The sequence below is a fragment of the Allofrancisella inopinata genome (genome assembly GCF_012222965.1).
Lineage (GTDB): Bacteria > Pseudomonadota > Gammaproteobacteria > Francisellales > Francisellaceae > Francisella > Francisella inopinata.
In genome coordinates this window covers 1,262,136-1,282,492 of sequence record NZ_CP038241.1, presented here as the reverse complement: position 1 = coordinate 1,282,492, position 20,357 = coordinate 1,262,136, and the positions used below count along the sequence as shown (strand labels likewise).

The window sequence follows — 20,357 nt, the reverse complement described above, 5'->3', positions numbered from 1 at the left end:
ATAGAGAGTCTTTTATGAACTTACATTCAAAAAACGTAGTAATAGTAATACTTATCACTACGATTATAGTTGATATAATGGGTATAGGTCTAGTTTTCCCTATTATGCCTTCATTATTTTTTGATAATACTTGTATTACATTTGGTGACCCTAGTGGTAATTTTCAAAACTGGTATTATTCAATAGCGTTAGCGTGTTGGCCTTTGGGTCTAATGATAGGTTGTCCCGTTATTGGTGAATTATCTGACAAGTATGGGAGAAAAATTATCTTGATGGTAGCTCTTTTTGTAACTTGCTTGTCATATGCGTTATCTGCTTATGCTATTTATTCACATAACTATATTTTGTTTATAGCTAGTAGATTTATTAGTGGTTTGGCAGGTGGAGCATTTGAAATAGCTCAAGCTGCTGTTATAGATATTTCTACTGAAGAAGAAAAATCTAAAAACCTTGGATTTATAGCGATGGCAGGCTCTTTAGGTTTTGTAATAGGGCCGGTGATTACAAGCTTAGTTTCGACCCTAAATATAAGTCATACTTTGCCATTTTTTTTCGCTGGTGTTTTATCTTTTATAAATATGTTATTTATATATATAGCGATGCAGCGAGATTTACCAAAAAACCCTGGTTTAGTTATAGAACTTGGTACTATTTATACGACTATATCTTTTTTGCTTTCAGATAAGCGTATAAGAGCTATCGGAGTAGTTTATCTTTTGGTGCAATGTGGTTGGGGATTTTATGGTCAAGGGGTAGCATTATTTTTAACACAAGCTTATAGTTATAGCGTATCAAAAGTCGGTATATTTTATGCTGTAATAGGTTTAGCAACAGCAATTGCAAGCTTAACCTTACAACCTAAAGTTTTTGCTAAGTTTTCTAACAACAATGCTTTTATATTAGCTGCTGTAGTATGCGGAGCATCTCTTATAAGTGTAGGCTTATTTCTAGGGGTAGAAAAATTACAGTGGTTAATAGGAATTATCTCATCAATGGCACAGCTAATTTGTTATACTGCATTATTGTCAATTATATCTTTTGCTGTTTCTGATAAAGAGCAAGGCAAAGCCATGGGTGCAGCGGGAGCTGGTTTTGGTCTAGCTTGGTTTTTAAATGATATTATGATGGGACATTTGGCGTCAGTTTCACCAACCTCACCTATTTCTTTTGGCGGAGGAATGTATTTTGTTGCTATTATAATATTTATATTAGCTACCAAAGTTTTGTATGAAAAGGTAAAATAGCTATCTACAACTTTATTATAACAAGTACACAAATGCAGTTAGTTTCGCTTAAAAATATTAGTTTAAATTTTGGTACACAGATAGTTCTTGACAATGTTAATCTAGAAATCACAAAAGGCCAAAGAATATGTCTTATTGGACGTAACGGCACAGGTAAATCGTCGTTGCTCAAAATTATTGAGAATAAAATTCAGCCTGATGGCGGGGAGGTTATTATTCACAATAATGCTGTAGTTTCAAGTATGATCCAGGAGGTTCCTGCAAGTATCCAAGGAAGTATAGCAGATGTTATATTATCTAGCTTAGATGAGGTTGGGGAGAAGCTCATAGCATATCAGCAAACTTTAGCTAACAATCCTAATTCACCAAAGTTGGAGAAGTTACATAAATATGTAGATGAAAATCATGCTTGGAATTACTTAAATGATGTGGAGATTTTAGCATCCAAGTTAAAGCTAGACCCTAAAGCTATATTTAAAGATCTTTCTGGTGGGATGAAAAGAAGAGTTATATTAGCTAGAGCTTTAATTAAAAAACCAGACCTACTATTATTAGATGAGCCAACAAACCACTTAGATATAGACTCGATAAAATGGTTAGAGGAATTTCTAGCTAATTTTAATGGAGCTATACTATTTATTACACATGATAGAAAGTTTTTAAATAATGTTGCTAAAAGTATAGTTGAGCTAGATAGAGGCCGTCTTTTTTCTTTTGAGGGGAACTATATTAAATTTTTGGAAAAAAAAGAGCATATTTTACATGCTGAAGAAAAAGCTAATAGTGAATTTGATAAAAAATTAGCTCAAGAAGAAGCGTGGATACGTCAAGGTATAAAAGCTCGTCGTACAAGAAATGAGGGTAGAGTAAGAGCTTTAGAACAAATGCGTAAGGAGCTAAGCCAACGTAAACACAAAGTTGGTAAGGTTGATATTGGCACATCTCATGTTAAAACTTCATCAAAAAAGATAATACAAGCTGATAATATAGGCTTTAAATACCATTCTGAATATTTATTTAAAAATTTTTCTACAGAAATTCATCGTGGTGATAAAATAGCAATCCTTGGGCAAAATGGTTGTGGTAAAAGTACGCTTTTAAACTGCTTGTTAGGAACTTTACCACCAACTGAGGGTATTATTTCTCATGCGGATAATTTAAAAGTTGCTTATTTTGATCAGCTAAGAGACCAGCTAGACGAGAAACTAAGTATAGTAGATAATGTAAAAGAAGGATCTGATTTTATCAACATTGGAGGTAAAGAGGTCCATATTATTACATATTTACAAAAGTTTTTATTTACCCCTGATAGGTTGCATGCACCAATAACACATCTATCAGGAGGTGAGAAAAACCGTCTTTTATTAGCCAAAATATTGTCAAAGCCTAGTAATGTTATTGTGCTAGATGAGCCAACAAATGATTTAGATATTGAAACTTTGGAGATATTGGAAGAATTACTTATAAACTACCAAGGTACAATACTTTTAGTAAGTCATGATCGAGAGTTTATAAACAATGTTGCTACTAGCACAATAGTTTTTGAGAACGGTAAGCTTAAGGAGTATGTTGGTGGGTATGATGATTGGTTATCTCAATGTAAAACCACCATCAATAAAACAAATAATAATCAGGCAAAAGATAATAAAGACGCTAATCTTTCAAATAAACTTAGTTACGAGCAGAGAAAGCTTTTACGTAACTTGCCTACCCAAATAGAAAAACTAGAAGCTAATATTTCAGAGATAGAAAGCCAAATGGGTGAAATGGAGTTTTATCAAAAAAGCCAGTCTGAAATCAAAGAAATACAACAAAGACTTGATAAGCTCAATACTGAGTTAGAACAAAAGTATACTCTTTGGGAAGAGCTTTTAGAGTTAGAAAAGTGTTAAGTATGAACGAGTATAAATATTGTATAGGCCTAATGTCAGGCACATCTTTGGACGGTATAGATGTAGCTTTATGTAAAGTTAAAGGTTATGGTTTAGATACAAAGATTAAACTAGTTACGTTTGAAACTTATAATTACTCTAATGATGTTTTACAAGATATAAAGAAAGCTCTCGACTTAAGCACTAGTAATGCTCAATTGTTATGTAGTTTGAATTTTAAGCTTGGCAGAGAGTATGCAGACGCTACTAAAGCATTGTTAAAAAAAGCTAATGTGGCTCTAGAACAAATTAAATTTATAGCAAGCCATGGGCAGACAATTTATCATCAAGCAAAAGATGAAGCTGGTTTTGTTAAGTCTTCTTTGCAATTAGGTGACGCTGCTACTATAGCTTATGAATGTAAAACTACAGTTGTTTCAAATTTTAGAGCAGCAGATATCGCAGCAGGTGGTGGTGGTGCACCATTGGTACCATATGTGGATTATCTACTATATCGTGATAAAAATAAATCAAGAGCTTTACACAATATTGGCGGGATTGCTAATACGACAGTTATCCCAAAAGGAGCCAGTATTGATCAAATAATAGCATTTGATACAGGTGCTGGTAACATGATGATTAATAGGGCGATGGAGACGCTATTTGCTAAGGATTATGATAAAGATGGCAATGTAGCATCAAAAGGAAAGGTTATAGTAAAAATGTTAGAAGAACTTTTGGCGAATCCATACCTAAACCAACAACCTCCTAAATCAACAGGCAGAGAGCTTTTTGGAATTAGTTATACAGATAAGATTATAAAAAAATATAATAATGAGCAACCAGAAGATATTGTGCATACATTAACTATATTTACAGCTGAAAGTATAGCTAGATCATACCAAAATTTTGTATTTGATAAATATGATTTAGATGAAATTATTTTCACAGGTGGAGGAGCCTACAATAAGTTTTTAATTACGCAAATTAAAAAAATACTTAATCAGACAACTATACTGACTTTTGAGGATATTGGGGAAAATAGTGACGCAAAAGAGGCTATAGCTTTTGCTGTGCTTGGTAATGAAACTCTCCATAGACAATATAATAATGTTCCAGCTGCTACAGGAGCTAACCAAAAAGTTATACTAGGGCAAGTAAACTATTTTTAAAAACTAATTTGTCAAAGAAACGTCCGTAATATGTTAAAATCTTAAGAATAATAGAGAATTTTAAATTTAATTTTTAATATGAAAGTAGTCGAAATAAAACATCCAATGGTTAGACATAAGTTAGGACTTATGCGAGTTAAAGATATTAGTACCCAAGAGTTTAGGCGCTTGACAAAAGAAGTTGCTAGTTTATTGACACATGAAGTAACGGCAAGTTTTGAATTAGAAGAAATAGAGATTATTAGTTGGGAAGGTAGAAAAATTACAGTTGAGCAAATTAAAGGTAAAAAATTAACAGTAGTACCTATTTTACGAGCAGGTTTAGGTATGTTAGATGGCGTGTTTGAGCATATACCAGCAGCTAAAGTAAGTATGGTGGGTATGTACCGTGATGAAAAAACAGCTAAACCAGTACCATATTTTGCAAAGCTTTGCGATAAGTTAGATGAAAGAATTGCACTAATAGTTGATCCTATGTTAGCAACCGGTGGTTCGATGATAGAAACCGTCTCATTACTTAAAAAAGCAGGTTCTAAAGATATTAAAATCATTACACTTGTAGCAGCCCCAGAAGGCATAGCAGCATTAAAAAAAGCCCATCCAGATGTTGAGTTATATACAGCAGCTATAGACAGCCATTTGAACGAGGAAAAATATATCATCCCCGGCTTAGGAGATGCAGGAGATAAAATTTTTGGTACAAGATAGGTTTTTTCCTATAGCCCTTTCCTAAGGATGAGTCAGTATTCAAATTTTATTTTGGCTGTAGAAAATTTGATAAAAATTCATCTATGGCTTATTTATTTATAAAATTTGGAAAGAGCCTAAGTGAGCTACAGTTATTCTATACCTTCAGCTGCAATAGTCTCTTTGAGCCATTGTTTATGATGCCTTTCATCTTTTAAGCCTTTTTCCAGCACTTCAATACTATCTGACCATTTGTCCTGGCGGTCTAACATTCTTTCATAAGCAGTATTAGTATCTTCTTCATTTGTAATCATTGCTTGAAGTATGCTTATATCATCACCTGTTATATTAGAAATAACTACCTTACCTTTAGTTAGCCATTGTTTCATACTAGGGCCTGTTACTCTTTCATGATCATGAAGAAGTAAAATTTCGTTTAGATCGCGTACATGTTTTTCATGGTCCTCTTTGAAACGCTGTAATTGTTTCTTATAGTTTATATTCTCTAGTCTGTTAATAGCAGCTTCATAAGCTTCTATTGCATCGAAATCTAATTCTGCCAATTCAGTAAGCGCTTTAGCAAAATTTGATTGTGTACCAACTAAAGTAGCCATAATATTTCCCCTTTTTACTTTTACTTTAAACTAGTAAGCCTAATTCTAGCAAATAAACATTCATGACTAATAATTTTATACAGCAAATCTTCTTTAGTGTGTCTTCTTTAATGTTATTATGGATACATAGTTAATTATTTTTAACTAATAGTATTAAAATTTTAAAAACTATTTTAAAATAATTTAACTTGTTTTAAAATATGGTTGCAAAACAAATAAAGGAGCAGTCCAGTGGGAAAGTTTAGAAAAGCAGTATATATATCGTTTAGTGGTGAGACTCGTTATATACATCAAAATGAAAAATCATTTTTCTATCAAAAAGATAGATCAGTTGATCGAACTTATGAAGTAAATATGCATACACAAGATTATAAGCGCCGTCAACTTTTTAATACAAAAATTCCATTTGTAAGAATAAATTTTCCGTTTATAGAAAAAGGTTATAGATTTGAAGAGGAAAAATATAATCTCGACAAAGTTAAAAGTAATAACCAGATTGCAAGAGAGATGATTGGTGTTCACTTATCACAATTAGAACCTAATTCTATAATTTATGTAGAAGGCCATGGAAATAAAGAAGACAATTTTCTTACCCAGGAGATAAAGGTGCCAAAAAAAGGTTTGGGACAAGCATATGTTGAATATAAAGAATTAGCTGACATTCTAGAGAGCACAATACCAGTACACGCACGCCATCATTTACAAATAAGATTATACGTCTGTAACGCAACTTTGTTTGCTAAGAACTTAATGAGTGAATTACATGAAAAAGGCTTTAAATCATGTTCAGTAGTAGCATATAATGAAACTCTTTTAACAGGATTTAATCTTACTAAACCATCAAAAAATGTATTTAATTTAGGAGTAGCTATGGGAGAAAGTAGACGTAAGTATGTCCTTCAAAGAAATTGGCAGATCCTTCGAAAAAGACTTCCTGATAATAAAATAGCTTACCATAACTATGGTGGTGAACTTGGCGAACAACCATATCGTGAGTTTAAAAAGCAATATATGAGTGATAACGAGCGAATTAAATATGGATTTGAAGGATTAAGTTCAGCTCAAGAAGAAGTGATTTTGCTTCAGAACACATTATTTCAATCTGTCGCCCCCTATATAGATAACTATGAGAAGTCTTTTTATCATGGTGTTAAACATAGGCATGGAAGTAATGGACACAAAAGAATTAGGTGTTTTTGTGAGCGCATTAATTCAATATCAACAGAATCTATTGTAGAAAATAAGATAACGCCAGAAATTGTTATTGAAAAAATATTCACTGAAATAAAGTCGTTTGCTAATAAAACAGGGGATTATAGCCGTTATTCAGGAAATATTAATATTAATGATAGTTCAGGTATGACTTTCATCCTGAAAGGACTTAATGAATTTTGCAAGTTACACAGAAATATTGTATCAGAAAAATTAAAGCTATACTTGTGTAATATTATTAAACCTAATAACTTTAAAAAGCGACTTGAGTATGAATTTGGGCAACCTTCTTTTGTTTTCTTAGATTTACAAGACAAAGCTAATCGCCAGTATTATTTGAATAACATCCAAAATCTTGATTTATAGCAATTTTTATGGGATATATTATAAGTTTTTTGTTCCTTAGAGAGGTCTTTATAGTTTGAATAAGTGATCTAGCCTTGTTCTCTGTATTGCTTTAACAGTGTCTTAGAGTTTGTATTGCTTTTCTGAGAGGAAGAATTTTCCTCTTGGGCCTTTTGTATATTAGCTTGCATAAGCTGTAAATTTTTCGCGTATATAGTAGTAAAAGATAAAAAGGCTAAGAATGTAAAACCTATAATTTTTTTCATAATGTATTTTTTTTTCTTGTTTTCTTATTATTATACCTTGAATCTAATCTATGTACCATATAACTTTTTCCAAAAAATATTTATGGTAAAAATATTTTTAATTTAATCACTAAAAAGAAACTAAGGTTACAATTATAGTTATTGCTCAATTGTTTAGGTGATTTAAAAAAGAGCCAAATAGTATAAAATGTTAGCCAATGAAATTTTAAATACGAATATTTAAATTAGCTTATGACACCAAGAACGTTTTTTTATACAGATTATGATAGTTTAGCTTTTGCTGAGTTAAAATCAACTATAGATAAGCTTGCTGATTATCTTAGCCAACAAAGCTATTTATATCACACATTAGACAAACCGATAATAACAGATAGTGATTATGATAAACTTTTTCAGCTTTTACAAAATTTAGTCGCTAAACATCCCGAATTAACCCCAGTAAATTCAGTTTTAGATAAAGTAGGCGGAAAAGTTTTAGAAGGCTTTGAGACTGTTAAGCATAAGAAAAAAATGCTTTCACTATCTAACGTATTTAGCTTGGAAGAACTTAAAAGTTTTTATGAAAAACTCGATTTTTCAAATGTTGAATTAGAGTGTGAGCCAAAAATGGATGGGCTTGCCATAAGCATTTTTTATAAAAATGGTAGATTTGATTATGCTGTAACTAGAGGTGATGGAGTTCAAGGTGAAAAGGTTTCAGAAAATGTTAAGACTATCCGAAACGTGCCCTTACGATTAAATACGAATAGTCCACCTAAGGAGCTAGAAGTAAGAGGAGAAATTATTTTAGATAAAGCTAGTTTTTTAGCACTTAATAACTATATGCAAGAGCAAGGTCAAAAGAGCTTTGCAAACCCTCGTAATGCAGCTGCTGGAAGTATACGTATGTTGGATTCTAAAATTGTAGCTAAGCGTCCATTGAAATTATATTGTTATGGAGTAGGATATTATTCTAAAGACTTTGAACACCCTCCCACTCAATATCAGCTTATGAACTACCTTAAAAGCTTAGGTTTTACTATAAGTAATTATATGAGTTTAGCAACTGATTTTAATGCTATTGAAGAATATTATCACCAAATGAGCCATAGTAGAGCAGATTTGGATTATGACATTGATGGTTTAGTTTTTAAAGTTAATGATATTAAGCTACAAGACGCTATTGGTTATGTTTCAAGAGCACCAAAGTGGGCTGTAGCATATAAGTTTCCTGCCGAAGAAGTAGAATCAGAAGTTATTAATATTGAGTTTCAAGTAGGCAGAACAGGTGCTATAACACCTGTAGCTAGACTTAAGCCTGTTGCAGTTGGTGGAGTTATAGTCTCAAACGCTACATTACATAACATCCATGAGATAAGGCGAAAAGATATCCGTGTGGGTGATAGAGTAATCGTACGCAGAGCTGGAGATGTAATACCAGAAGTCGTTAGAAGTCTACCAAAGTATCGTAAAACGTCAGTTAAGCTTATAGAAATGCCAAGCAACTGCCCAGTTTGTAACTCACCGGTTGAGAATGTCAATGATCAAGCAATATATCGTTGTACAGGGGCTTGGCATTGTCAGGCTCAAACTACTGAACGCCTAAAACATTTTGTTTCTCGTAAGGCTATGGATATTGATAAAATTGGAGCTAAACTTATTGAACAATTAGTTAGAGATGCTTTGATTAAATATCCAGCAGATATCTATAAGCTTACTTTTGAGCAGTTGGCTAACCTTGAGAGGATGGGAGCAAAATCCTCTCAAAATGTTTTAGATTCAATTGCTAAAAGTAAAAACCCTAGCTTAGCGAGGTTTATTTTTTCTATAGGGATTAAAGACATTGGAGAAGTATCATCAGAATCGCTAGCAAATTATTTTGGTTGTTTAGAAAAGTTTCGTCAAGCTAATTTTGATGAGCTAATATCTATAAATGATATCGGTGAAATTATGGCTAATAATGTAATTTCTTTCTGGCAAGACCCTTTGAATATAAGGATAGTGGAAGATTTACTAAACGTTGGTATAGAAATATCTAATCCAAGAAAGATAGAAAAAGTTACTAACAGTAATTTTGATAATAAAACAATAGTTATCACAGGTACGTTTGAAGATTATAGCCGTACAGACTTAACGCAACTACTGAAATCTATGGGAGCTAAAGTTACCTCAAGTGTTTCTAAAAAAACGGATATGGTTATCTGTGGTGACAATGCAGGTAGCAAATTTACAAAAGCACAAGAGCTAGGTGTTAATGTAGTTACAGAAGATAAATTAAAAGGGTTGTTAAGTTGAGTATTAGTCAGTGCTTAAGAAAAGGAGATGTGTTATTTATAGTAGATGGTTATGAAAAAAATATTTCTAACTTATCTGTTGGCTACGGAGATTATAGTTATTACCATTGTAGCTTATATATTGGTGACAGTAGAATTATAGAGTCAGTAAAAACTGTAGGAGTCATAATCGCTGATTTAGCTAAGTACTCTAATAATAAAATATTAGTTGGACGCACAGCCCAAAAAGATGATTTTCTTAATAATGTTATCAAGTATGCACACAAGTTAATTGGTTGTCAGTATAATGATTTATTTTTACCAAACCAATCAGGAAAGTTTTATTGTTCTGAGCTTATCCATGAAGTATTTGCCTTAGCTAATAAAAATATTTTTTTTAAAATGCATACCCTCAACTACATTTCACCAGGTGATTTAGAAGTTTGTAAATATTGGTCAGATTTTTATAGCCAATATGGTTTGAAAGTTCCACAAGGAGAAATTGGATCTCACCCAAACAACTTATCTTTAGATGAAAAGTTTAAGTATAGATTTTGGAACTGTTGAAAACTAAAATTATACAACGCTAATTGCGTTAAAAATATTCTCAAAGTGCTCATTTACTACATGTAAACTGCGCTTTTTCAAATATTTTTGCCTTATTATTATTTGCCTAATTTCAGCTTTCAACAGTTCCATTTTGGCTATAAAGCTAAGACGTATGGTTTTTTTAAAAAACCTTTAAAAAAGAAAGATAATAATAAGAGAGATTATGGCAATGTCAGTTTACTTGTTATTTAATATAATGTCCTTGAAGGCTTTTGTATAGTACTTATTTAAGTTTTCTGTGTTAAATCTATTATCGTTTAATAATTTATAATAAAGATTTTTAGCTAAAGGACGAGGACCTTTATATAAAACCTCATTGATTTTATTGTTATTTTCTTGAAATGCAGGTTCAAGTAGGCTGATATGAGCAAGAGTAGGCTGTTTTAGAAAATTTATTGCTTGAATTAAATAATGAGATAATTCGTCTTCGACATTTTCTATTTTAAAAGTATTAATTTTAAAGGACTCTACTTTTTTATCATTGATATATAAATATTCTCCAGTTATTTTTTCATTATAGATGTGGTTGTACAATATACACTTTAGATAAAGTTGTAACTTATCTTTTGGTTTTAAGCTAGAAACCTTATATAAGGTTAAAGTATTATCACTAGATAATTTAATATTAGAATATATTTTTATATTTTGTATATTTGCTTCTAAAGCTAAGCTTTGTAGATTTAAGTGGTCAATTTTATCGTAAAAACTACTTACTAAGTCTAGGTTCTGGTGCAATAATTCATCAGTAAGTGGTGATTGAGGCAACCTACCAGAAAATCTAAGGTGTTTGACACTTAAATCAATATCTTTGTGATTTTCATGACAATTTAAAAAATGTTCTTTTATTTTATAAGTTTGTAAAGCATCTATTTCAAAAGGTTCTGTATCTGAAAGTCCTGGTTCATTTTCTTGTAGAGTTAAGTCTAGAGTATATTGTGAATAAGCTTTGAAAGGATCATCAAAGATGTTAACTATTTCTTGTAAACTAAATTTAGTAGGCAACTCTATATTTATATTTTGTTGGGAATTAAAATTTTGTTTTTCTGCTTTTATAAGCTTTAACCACTTATCATCGTAGCTTTGATAGTTTTTGCTATAGCATTTTGGACTAAAAGGATGTAAAGGGTATTTTTTAAGGTTATATTTAAGCTCCCAGTTATAGTGGGTTTCTAAATAACTTATAAACTCTTTGATTATAAGGCTTGGTTCTTGTTCAGAATTATTTTTGTAACTATTTCCTTGAAAGCTTAGGTACAACACTGATCTAGCAGAAATTATTGTTTCTAAGAAGAGATATTTATCATCATCACGTTTGGTTCTGTCACCTTTTTGAGCTGAAAAATGGTTTGTCAGATCAAAGCTAATTTTTGTATCTTTACGGGGATAAGTTGTACTATTAAGCCCAAGCATAGCAATTACTTTAAACGGTATACTTCTCATAGGAGTCATTGAACAGAAGGTGATTTTACCACGTAAGAAATGGTTATTTATAATAGGCTCAGAAAGAGCTGTGGTTAAAATATTTCGAATAATGGCTAGATCAATTAGCCCTGTAAAGTTAGCTTGGTGGGTATGTTGTACAATTTTTGCAATATTTTGTTTAATAATATTTGCTATGTATTCATCAGCGTCGTCTATATTAAATAAAGTATCAAGTATTTTTAATAAGAATTCTTGCCAGTCATGAGCTGAGCGTTTTTGTTTAAGTTCTTCAGAAAATGATTGGAGAAGTTCAATAAGTTCATATAGTTTTCCAAGTTCTTGTATATCGTTTGTTTGGATATTTGGTAGAGTTTGCAATGAATCTTCTATAATCATAGGTTCATCAGCTAAGCAAAAGCCTAACAATAGTCGTTTAAGTCCCCAATTCCAACTAAAAGTTTGATTATTTAATCCTCTATATATACAGGCCTCAGTTAACCAGTATTTAATAGTTTCAAGTTGGTCAAGTGTAATGTCAAATTTTCGTTGTAAAGCTGGTACAGATAAATAATCTATAATTTTGGTAACTTCAAAGTTACTATCAGGAAGCTTAAGAATCTCAATAAAACTAGCCGCTAAACTTTCTGAATCTATAATGGTTCTATCAGCTATTGAACAAGGGAGTTTGTTAGGCGAATCACTAGGAGATTTAGTAAAAACTGATTCTATATAAGGAGCATAATCCTCAATATTTGGACACATTACTAAAACATCTTGTGGTTGTAGGGTAGAGTCTTGTTCAAAAAGCTCTAGAAGGTTATCATGTAAAACTTGTATTTCTCTAAGTGGGCTATGACAAGAATTTATTATTATAGAGTTATCAATACTATTCGTATACTTTTCAGTATTTAATTCAAGTATATTTCGTTGGATATTTGTTAGTAGAGAACTAGCTTCAGAAGGAGTTATTTTTATATCCTCACATACATGCTCAAAACTAGTGAATTCTTGCTGGTTTTGTTCTAAAAGTTGGTTGAAAAAATCTTTTCCTTGTTGCCCGAAGCTAGCTAATAAAGGTTGTATTGTAAAATCTTCTTCGGTATTAAGCCAACTAGCTACTTTAGCTTTTTTTAAATCGTACCAATATTCACTACAAGGGTTTAAATACAGAAGATGTATATTTGTGTACTTTGCCACTTCTAGCAGAAATTCTAAATTATTAGGTGAAATTGCACTAACTCCAAAGATGTAAATATCTTTAGGTAAAGTTTCAGAACTAAGTTTTCCTATGCCTTGTTTTTGTATTTGAATAGGTGTTTTAGGGTTTTCGCTTATAAGAAGCTGCCAAAGTTTAGCTTGCCATAGTTCATCCTCAGAAGGTGAGGTGCTAATAAATTGAAGATTTTGCCATTTTTCTAACCAAGCAGGACGATACTTTATATATTTGCTAAAAACATTAGCTATTTGTGCGCTTAATTGATATTTTCTTTGGCTACTATCCTTGTAGTAGTTTTTTAGTTTGTCAACGCCAATGTCATCTAGTAATTTGAATATACGCCAGCTAAGAACTTCTTTAGAATAAGCTTTCTTATGAGATTGATTGTTAGTTATTTCGTAACTAGTGTTAATTATAAAACTATTCACCATATCAAATTTTGTGTTCATGGAAATGCTGTTTTGCTTAGCAAGTTCCATGCTTAACCAGTGTTGCATGCCACGGCTACCAACTAGTATATAAGTTGGCTTAAAAATTTTGTTTTTATTAATCTGCAGTAATTTAGAAAATATCTTTACTAGATATTCAAGTTTATTAGAAGGATAGGTGTACAAAGCCATAATACTTTTTATAAAAAGAAATTACTTAAGATATTAGCAAAAGCTAGTTTGAGTATAAATATTAGTAGATAAAAAGAAAGCAATTTTTCTGCTGGTGTGCTAGTTATTTCCAATTAGCTCAATTTTTTTGTTGATGGTATAGCTTGTTTGCTATAATTATTTTAAATTATGATATTTATATTTAAAGAAAATGATTATCGATTCACATTGTCATCTTAACTATTTAAAGCTTCAAGACATTGATTTAGAGCAAGTTATAAAAAATGCAAAAAGTGTTGGAGTTGAGAAAATTATATCAATTGCAGTAGCATGGCATGAAATAGACGAAATCCAACAAATAGCAGAAAACTTTGAAAGCGTGTATTTTTCTGTGGGAGTGCATCCAAGTGAATTAGACACTTATCAGCCAAATGTAGATGAACTAATTATTAAATCTAACCATCCTAAATGTGTAGCTATGGGAGAGACTGGTTTAGACTATTATTACAATAATCAAGACACTAGAGCTAGACAAATTGAAAAGTTTGTAAATCATATCCAAGCAGCGATAGAAGTTGCTAAACCAGTAATTATCCACACAAGAGCAGCTAAGCAAGATACTTTAGATATTCTAAAATCAGAAAGTATAGAAAAGTGTGGAGGGATTCTACATTGCTTTACAGAAGATTATGATATGGCAAAAAAAGCTGTAGATATGGGTATGTATATTTCATTTTCTGGGATTTTGACTTTTAAAAACGCCAAGGATATCCAAGAAACAGCTAAAAAACTACCATTAGATAGAATCCTTATTGAGACAGATGCTCCTTATTTAACACCAGTACCATTTAGAGGTAAGCCAAATTATCCAGAGTATGTAAAGTACGTGGCAGAATTTTTAGCTTGCTTAAGAGGAGAGAGTCTTAATAAACTTTTCCAACAAACATATAAAAATACGTGTGAAGTTTTTAAGTTGTAGATAAATATGGAAGATAATTTATTTGATGTAATTCCTAACTTTTCTAAAGATGAAAAGTTTATCGATTTATTAAACGCTAAAAACATTAAAATTGAAAAGATAATTTCATATGGTCAAGTAACTTCTACAGATACACCTTATATTCAACAACATGATGAATGGGTGCTAGTATTAAAAGGTAATGCAAAGCTTAAATTAGAAGATAAAGAGTATACGTTAAAGCAAGGAGAGTATCTGTTTATTCCTAAAAATAGCAAGCATTGGGTAACTTATACAGATGATCCAACTATTTGGCTTGCTATCCATATTAAGGAGTAAGTATGCAAGAGTTTTTAGCAGATCACTTTTTCTTGTTATGTATATTTATAGTTTCAATGGGTTTTTTAGCAAGCTTTATAGATGCTATAGCTGGTGGAGGTGGACTCATAAGTATTCCTGCTTTGAGTATGGTTGGTTTACCTATTACAGTTACACTTGGCACTAATAAGCTACAAGCTAGCATTGGTACAGCAATGGCTACTTTCAAATACTATAAAAGTGGGCTTATAGACTTCAAAACTGTTATTAGGGGATTAATAGCTGGATTTATAGGAGCATGTTTCGGTACCATGATGGCACTAGTTATTAACAATGAGTTTATGAGCTATATTGTACCAGTGCTTTTGGTTGTAGTTTTCTTGTTTAGTATTTTTAATAAAAACTTAGGGGTGAATGTTGGTAAAAAAAGGATGTCAGAAGTAGCATTTTTTACTATTTTTGGCTTTTTACTAAGTGCTTATGACGGTTTTTTTGGCCCCGGGACGGGTAACTTTTGGATTATCGCTATAGTTTATTTTTTAGGGTATACATTTTTACAAGCCTCAGGATACGCTAAAGTACTTAATTTAAAAAGTAATTTATTCTCACTAGTTATATTTACAATATCTGGTCATGTAAATATATTTTATGGTTTGATGATGGCTTTGGGAAGTTTTTTTGGTGGCTGGACAGGCTCAAAAATGGTTATATTAAGAGGGTCAAATTTAGTCAGACCAATATTTATAATAGTTGTTGGTGTTATGATATTTACATCTATTTTTAGCAAAATTAGTTGACTAGACTAAAAAATACTTTGATATAAGTCCCGCATTTTTAAGTATTTTATGTATAACATATACTGAAATGGTATAATTTGCTTAATATTTATCAAATAATGCGACTTGGATTATATGTCAAAAGAAAAAGCCCTTGAAATAATAAATCTGAGCAAAGTTTACAAGAGCGGATTAAAAGCAGTTGATGAAATTAGCTTTAACGTCGAAAAAGGAGATTTTTTTGCTTTGTTAGGTCCAAATGGGGCAGGTAAATCTACTACTTTAGGGATGATATCTTCACTTGTAAATAAAACGTCTGGAAAAATTAAAATATTTGGCTATGACATAGATACTAATTTTAATCAGGCTCGTAAGCACTTAGGTTTTATGGCACAAGAGATTAACTTAAATATCTTTGAGACACCTATTAGTATTTTAATAACTCAAGCCGGATTTTTTGGCATTTCAAAAAAACAAGCTAAGCCATATGCGGAAGAATTACTAAAAAAAGTAGATTTATACGATAAACGTAATACACAAGTGAGATTTTTATCTGGAGGGATGAAAAGAAGGCTTATGGTTATTAGAGCTTTAATTCATAAGCCTAAACTACTGATATTAGATGAACCGACAGCAGGTGTTGATGTTGAGCTTAGGAATTCCCTTTGGGAAATGATTTCGCAGTTTCATAAAGAAGGTTTAACTGTGATTTTAACTACACATTACTTAGAAGAGGCTGAGTCTATGTGTAACCATATTGCTTTGATTCATAAAGGAAAACTACATATAAACACAGATATGAAAACCTTTCTAAAATCAGCGGATAAACATACGTATATTTTTGATTTAAAGTCTAAATGTAGTGATGATATACAGCTTGAATCTGGAACAGCTAAACCAATAGATGATTACACTTTAGAGGTGGAGGTAAGCAGGGGGGCTATTTTAAATAATATTTTCTCTGAGTTGAGTACAAAATATAATTTAGAAGTTTTAGATGTTAGAACAAAATCAGCTAAACTAGAACAGCTATTTATAGACGTAGCAAGAAATAAGTAGGTGGGTAAAATGAGCATTCGAGATTATTGGATAATGTATGTAACAATTTTTAATCGTGAGAGCAAAAGGATTTTTAGAATTTGGCCACAAACTCTTTTACCGTCCGTGATAACAATTGTTTTATATTTTTTGATATTTGGTAAAGTTGTAGGAGCACGTATAGGTGATATGCATGATGGTATTACTTATATGCAATACATTACCCCTGGTTTAATAATAATGGCTGTGATCCAGAACTCTTATGGCAATGTGGTTAGCTCATTCTTTGGTATACGTTTTAGCAGAGCTATAGAGGAGCTTTTAGTTTCTCCAGTTAACAATCATATAATTGTACTAGGGTATATTTCTGGAGGAATATTTAGAGGATTTTTAGTTGGAGTTTTTGTAAGTATAGCGGCTTTTATTTTAGGTGGTTTTACTACCGTTCATAGCTTTATTTTAGTGTTGGCTGGTTTTATATTTTGTGGAGCATTATTTTCTCTGGGCGGATTACTAAATGCTATATTTTCACAAAAGTTTGATGACACTACTATTTTCCCAACATTTGTACTTACTCCTCTTATTTACTTAGGTGGTGTTTTTTACGATATAAACAATTTATCAGGATTTTGGCACTTTTTATCAGCATGTAATCCACTATTTTATATAGTTGATTTTGTTAGATATGGCTTTATAGGTATTTCTACGGTAAATCCATATATAGCATTTTCTGCAATAGTGTTTTTTACTTTTGTTTTATATTATCTATCTTGGTATTTGTTAAATAAAGGTATTCGTTTGAAGCCTTAAATTATGGGAGTGTTGCAAACTAAAATTATATGTTTCTAACTGTGTTAAAAACATTCTCAAAATGCTCATTTACTACATGTAAACTGCGCTTTTTCGAATATTTTTGCCTTGTTACCACCCATCTAATTCCGGCTTGCAGCAGTCCCATTATTTAGCTTATTTTTTGATTAGCTATAAGAGTATTTTTTGGGGTTTGGTCTATTATGAAGAATCTATCTTTTTTAACCCTAGATTTGAATGAATCTAAGGATTTATTGCGAATTACGGTAAAGGATAATATATCTGTAGAATTCCATTTTATATAGAAATCATCAGTCGAAATTATATGATTGTTAGCTCCAGAATGCGGAAAATTTAAGACAGGAGCGAGTTGCCCTCCATCCCCTATAGTCCAAGTTGTTTGGTTTGTGTAAAATGGTATTTCATAGAAATAATCAAAGTTATAAATTTCTATTTTTTCATTATATGACGATTGTATACTATTTATTTTTTCTGCAAAGACTTTTACATTTTTTCTTGAGATATATTCGCCAGCAGCAAACCCTAAATTTGCTAATACTATACTACCAATAGAAAATAGGATTATAAGTTTTTTTATATTTTGTTTTTTTAATGCTTTGAAACTTAAGTATGCAATAGCTAAACATACTATACTGGTTAAACCTAAATATCCTACTTGCTGATATAGAAAAGGTCGTGATAGTGGTAAGAATATAATGATTAAACCTGTAATAGCCAGGAAAACAAAAAGTACTATTGAAGATAGAAAGGTAAATTTGTCTAGTCTATCTAAAACGTTAGTGCTTAAGGTCCTTAATAAATGTATACCTATTAATATAGAAAAAGGCATTATGAGGTTTGTAAAATAAAGAGGCATAAAAGATTTTGATGTTAAAAAAAATAACAATATGAATCCGCCCCAGATTAAAAGAAAATATTCTTTTTTATATAGTTTTCTATTTTTAAAGAACTTTCTTGAGAATAGGTCCTTAAATATTTTTATTAATAAGCCAAACCAAGGAAAGAAGCTAATAGTAAATATAAAAAGACAGATAATTATTGAGACTTCGCGGTTTTGTTCATTTGTAGCAAACCTTAATATTTGTTCTACAACTATATAGTAGTAAGCAAACCCAGGATATTGCGAATTTACAGCTAAAATCCATGGAACAGAAATTAAAATACTAATTAGGATTCCTATATATAGTCTATAGTCAAAAAGTCTCTTAAAATCAAGCATCACTATATTATATAAGTAAATTATAGCTATTGGAAAAACTATACCAATTAAGCCTTTAGACATTACAGCTAGACCAGAGAATGAAAAAGTCATAAATAGCCATAAACTACTTTTTTTATAGTTCGATTCATACTTTAAGCTCAGCATGTATGAAAGTATACTCATATTTAAAAACACACTAACAGCTAGATCCATACTTAAGTATCTACCAGAAAAAAGTGTTAGTAAGCTAGTAGTAAATATTACTATAGAGAGGATAGCTAATTTTCTGTTTTGGAAAATAGTTTTAATAGTAAAATATGAAAATATTAAACAACAACAAACAAGTAAAGGATTACCAAGCCTTACGGCCCAAGTGTTCTCGCCAAATATGCTAACAAATAAAGCCGTAAACCAATAGACTAATGGTGGTTTATGAAAAAATATTATACCATTGATGTATGGAACTATATAGTTATGGTTAGTGTACATTTCTCTGGCGACCTCTGCGTATCGTGATTCATCTGGTGAGTAAAGAGCAGGTAAGCCATATAGACAAAAAGCGAAGAGTGTAAGCCCTATTATAAAAATTATGTCAAAGAAAGTCTTTTTATTCATAATTGATTACTTTAAGTTTTGTTAAATAGATAAATTATTTGAAGTGGATTATTTCAATTTCATGATTTATCGTCAAAATACACTTTTCTAACTATATATAAAGGTCGTTGTTTTGTTTCTATAAATATCCTACCTATATAGCTTCCAAGCATGCCTATACCAATCATTTGTAGACCACTAAAAAATAGTATAAAAGTAACTAACGATGGATAACCTGGTACGCTTATACCAAAAATCAACGATTTTAATATGATGAAAGAGCCATATATAAAGCTCATGAATGCAATAAATACACCTAAATAAGACCATATTTCTAGAGGTGCTTTACTAAAGCTAGTAATTCCATCTATAGAAAATTTGAATAGTTTCCAATAATTCCATTTAGTTTGCCCAGCAGCACGTCCTTCCCTAGTATGGTAGACAAGCTTTTCATGAAAGCCTATCCAACTAAGTAAACCTTTATTAAAACGTACTTTTTCTTTAAGCTCTAAGAAAGCATTAATAGCTGCTCTGTTTAATAATCGATAATCACCAGCATTTGGCGTTAGTTTAGTTTCACTTATTCTATTCATTAACTTATAAAAAAGCCCCGCAGAACCTTTTTTTGCAGCAGTATCTGTATCTCGATTTTCTCTGACAGCTGTAACAACTTCATAGCCTTTTAACCAATAGTCTACCATTTCTAATATTAATTCAGGTGGGTCTTGTAGGTCAGCGTCTATAGAGATAGCAGCATCTCCGCTACAGTTCGCAAAACCTGCATAAAGGGCTGATTCTTTGCCAAAGTTACGTGATAAGTCTATGACTTTTACCTCGTTATGATTTTTTTGTTTCTCTAAAAGTAGCTCTAGTGTGCTATCTGTACTACCATCATTGACAAATATTAATTCATATTTGGTTGGTAATTGCTCAGCTATAGGTATAAGCCTTGAAAAAAGTTGCTCTAAACCTTCTGACTCATCTTTGACAGGTATTATTATACTAGTTAGTAAATTTTTCTTATCCATTATAAGTACTTGATTTATATTTGTAGCTAATACTTTAGCTTGTATCTTTCTAAAAATCCATAAAAGTTTAGTTGATAAAAGCCCTTTTTGTTATAATCTTAATA

General features: G+C 31.2%; 17 protein-coding genes. 12 read left to right on the top strand and 5 right to left on the bottom strand.

What is annotated here, in order from left to right; all coding sequences use genetic code 11:
- Positions 1–14: 14 nt before the first annotated feature.
- From E4K63_RS05870 to upp, 4 genes are all read left to right on the top strand, one after another.
- On the top strand, positions 15–1,244 hold the full coding sequence (locus E4K63_RS05870) for an MFS transporter (RefSeq protein ID WP_133941013.1): 1,230 nt from the start codon (positions 15–17) through the stop codon (positions 1,242–1,244).
- A 32-nt stretch (positions 1,245–1,276) separates the two neighbouring features.
- Positions 1,277–3,136: a ribosomal protection-like ABC-F family protein gene (abc-f, locus tag E4K63_RS05865; protein WP_133941011.1), complete on the top strand. Its 1,860-nt coding sequence runs from the start codon at positions 1,277–1,279 to the stop codon at positions 3,134–3,136.
- 2 nt (positions 3,137–3,138) lie between these two features.
- On the top strand, positions 3,139–4,287 hold the full coding sequence (gene anmK, locus E4K63_RS05860; RefSeq protein ID WP_133941009.1) for an anhydro-N-acetylmuramic acid kinase AnmK: 1,149 nt from the start codon (positions 3,139–3,141) through the stop codon (positions 4,285–4,287).
- Between the two features lie 78 nt (positions 4,288–4,365).
- Complete coding sequence (gene upp / locus E4K63_RS05855; protein WP_133941007.1) at positions 4,366–4,995, top strand: uracil phosphoribosyltransferase; 630 nt, start codon at positions 4,366–4,368, stop codon at positions 4,993–4,995.
- Between the two features lie 131 nt (positions 4,996–5,126).
- Here upp and E4K63_RS05850 read toward each other — a convergent pair whose 3' ends face one another.
- Entirely contained in the window at positions 5,127–5,588 is a 462-nt protein-coding gene (locus E4K63_RS05850) for a DUF2383 domain-containing protein (protein ID WP_133941005.1), read from the bottom strand.
- 231 nt (positions 5,589–5,819) lie between these two features.
- On the opposite strand from E4K63_RS05850, the gene E4K63_RS05845 reads away from it, so the two are divergent.
- Positions 5,820–7,166 carry a hypothetical protein gene (locus E4K63_RS05845; RefSeq protein ID WP_133941003.1) on the top strand — a complete coding sequence of 449 codons (1,347 nt, stop codon included), beginning with the start codon at positions 5,820–5,822 and terminating at the stop codon, positions 7,164–7,166.
- Positions 7,167–7,234: 68 nt separating this feature from the next.
- Here the strand turns inward: E4K63_RS05845 and E4K63_RS05840 are convergent, their stop codons facing one another.
- The gene (locus E4K63_RS05840) at positions 7,235–7,411 is read right to left on the bottom strand and encodes an endoglucanase (RefSeq protein ID WP_133941001.1); all 177 of its coding nucleotides are present in this window, start codon (positions 7,409–7,411) and stop codon (positions 7,235–7,237) included.
- 231 nt (positions 7,412–7,642) lie between these two features.
- Here E4K63_RS05840 and ligA point away from each other — a divergent pair, with 231 nt between their 5' ends.
- Together ligA and E4K63_RS05830 are read left to right on the top strand one after the other, a co-directional pair.
- Positions 7,643–9,685 carry an NAD-dependent DNA ligase LigA gene (gene ligA / locus E4K63_RS05835; protein ID WP_133940999.1) on the top strand — a complete coding sequence of 681 codons (2,043 nt, stop codon included), beginning with the start codon at positions 7,643–7,645 and terminating at the stop codon, positions 9,683–9,685.
- Positions 9,682–10,230 (top strand): YiiX/YebB-like N1pC/P60 family cysteine hydrolase, encoded by a 549-nt coding sequence (locus E4K63_RS05830; RefSeq protein WP_133940997.1) that lies wholly within the window; start codon positions 9,682–9,684, stop codon positions 10,228–10,230. Before ligA ends, E4K63_RS05830 begins: the two co-directional genes overlap by 4 nt.
- 219 nt (positions 10,231–10,449) lie before the next feature.
- On the opposite strand, the gene recC is transcribed toward E4K63_RS05830, so the two are convergent.
- A complete protein-coding gene (recC, locus tag E4K63_RS05825; RefSeq protein WP_133940995.1) occupies positions 10,450–13,530 on the bottom strand; it encodes an exodeoxyribonuclease V subunit gamma in 3,081 nt (1,026 codons plus the stop codon).
- Between the two features lie 190 nt (positions 13,531–13,720).
- On the opposite strand from recC, the gene E4K63_RS05820 reads away from it, so the two are divergent.
- From E4K63_RS05820 to E4K63_RS05800, 5 genes are all read left to right on the top strand, one after another.
- The gene (locus E4K63_RS05820; protein ID WP_133940994.1) at positions 13,721–14,488 is read left to right on the top strand and encodes a TatD family hydrolase; all 768 of its coding nucleotides are present in this window, start codon (positions 13,721–13,723) and stop codon (positions 14,486–14,488) included.
- A 6-nt stretch (positions 14,489–14,494) separates the two neighbouring features.
- Complete coding sequence (locus tag E4K63_RS05815; protein WP_133940992.1) at positions 14,495–14,806, top strand: cupin domain-containing protein; 312 nt, start codon at positions 14,495–14,497, stop codon at positions 14,804–14,806.
- 2 nt (positions 14,807–14,808) lie between these two features.
- Positions 14,809–15,582, top strand: a complete 774-nt coding sequence (locus E4K63_RS05810; protein WP_133940990.1) for a TSUP family transporter — start codon at positions 14,809–14,811, stop codon at positions 15,580–15,582.
- A gap of 114 nt (positions 15,583–15,696) precedes the next feature.
- Positions 15,697–16,620: an ABC transporter ATP-binding protein gene (locus E4K63_RS05805; protein ID WP_133940988.1), complete on the top strand. Its 924-nt coding sequence runs from the start codon at positions 15,697–15,699 to the stop codon at positions 16,618–16,620.
- A gap of 9 nt (positions 16,621–16,629) precedes the next feature.
- Positions 16,630–17,409 carry an ABC transporter permease gene (locus E4K63_RS05800; RefSeq protein ID WP_133940986.1) on the top strand — a complete coding sequence of 260 codons (780 nt, stop codon included), beginning with the start codon at positions 16,630–16,632 and terminating at the stop codon, positions 17,407–17,409.
- Between the two features lie 151 nt (positions 17,410–17,560).
- On the opposite strand, the gene E4K63_RS05795 is transcribed toward E4K63_RS05800, so the two are convergent.
- Both E4K63_RS05795 and E4K63_RS05790 read right to left on the bottom strand, forming a co-directional pair.
- A complete protein-coding gene (locus E4K63_RS05795) occupies positions 17,561–19,246 on the bottom strand; it encodes a phospholipid carrier-dependent glycosyltransferase (RefSeq protein WP_133940984.1) in 1,686 nt (561 codons plus the stop codon).
- Between the two features lie 59 nt (positions 19,247–19,305).
- Positions 19,306–20,253, bottom strand: coding sequence for a glycosyltransferase family 2 protein (locus E4K63_RS05790; RefSeq protein ID WP_133940982.1), 948 nt, complete (start codon positions 20,251–20,253; stop codon positions 19,306–19,308).
- Between the last annotated feature and the right edge of the window lie 104 nt (positions 20,254–20,357).

What these genes read in the sequence shown, in the direction of transcription:
- E4K63_RS05820 (WP_133940994.1), top strand. Translation starts at nt 13,721, where the DNA reads ATGATTATCGATTCACATTGTCATCTTAACTATTTAAAGCTTCAAGAC.
- E4K63_RS05870 (WP_133941013.1), top strand. Translation starts at nt 15, where the DNA reads ATGAACTTACATTCAAAAAACGTAGTAATAGTAATACTTATCACTACG.
- E4K63_RS05800 (WP_133940986.1), top strand. Translation starts at nt 16,630, where the DNA reads ATGAGCATTCGAGATTATTGGATAATGTATGTAACAATTTTTAATCGT.
- ligA (WP_133940999.1), top strand. Translation starts at nt 7,643, where the DNA reads ATGACACCAAGAACGTTTTTTTATACAGATTATGATAGTTTAGCTTTT.
- E4K63_RS05795 (WP_133940984.1), bottom strand. Translation starts at nt 19,246, where the DNA reads ATGAATAAAAAGACTTTCTTTGACATAATTTTTATAATAGGGCTTACA.
- E4K63_RS05805 (WP_133940988.1), top strand. Translation starts at nt 15,697, where the DNA reads ATGTCAAAAGAAAAAGCCCTTGAAATAATAAATCTGAGCAAAGTTTAC.
- E4K63_RS05790 (WP_133940982.1), bottom strand. Translation starts at nt 20,253, where the DNA reads ATGGATAAGAAAAATTTACTAACTAGTATAATAATACCTGTCAAAGAT.
- recC (WP_133940995.1), bottom strand. Translation starts at nt 13,530, where the DNA reads ATGGCTTTGTACACCTATCCTTCTAATAAACTTGAATATCTAGTAAAG.
- E4K63_RS05850 (WP_133941005.1), bottom strand. Translation starts at nt 5,588, where the DNA reads ATGGCTACTTTAGTTGGTACACAATCAAATTTTGCTAAAGCGCTTACT.
- E4K63_RS05810 (WP_133940990.1), top strand. Translation starts at nt 14,809, where the DNA reads ATGCAAGAGTTTTTAGCAGATCACTTTTTCTTGTTATGTATATTTATA.
- anmK (WP_133941009.1), top strand. Translation starts at nt 3,139, where the DNA reads ATGAACGAGTATAAATATTGTATAGGCCTAATGTCAGGCACATCTTTG.
- upp (WP_133941007.1), top strand. Translation starts at nt 4,366, where the DNA reads ATGAAAGTAGTCGAAATAAAACATCCAATGGTTAGACATAAGTTAGGA.
- abc-f (WP_133941011.1), top strand. Translation starts at nt 1,277, where the DNA reads ATGCAGTTAGTTTCGCTTAAAAATATTAGTTTAAATTTTGGTACACAG.
- E4K63_RS05815 (WP_133940992.1), top strand. Translation starts at nt 14,495, where the DNA reads ATGGAAGATAATTTATTTGATGTAATTCCTAACTTTTCTAAAGATGAA.
- E4K63_RS05840 (WP_133941001.1), bottom strand. Translation starts at nt 7,411, where the DNA reads ATGAAAAAAATTATAGGTTTTACATTCTTAGCCTTTTTATCTTTTACT.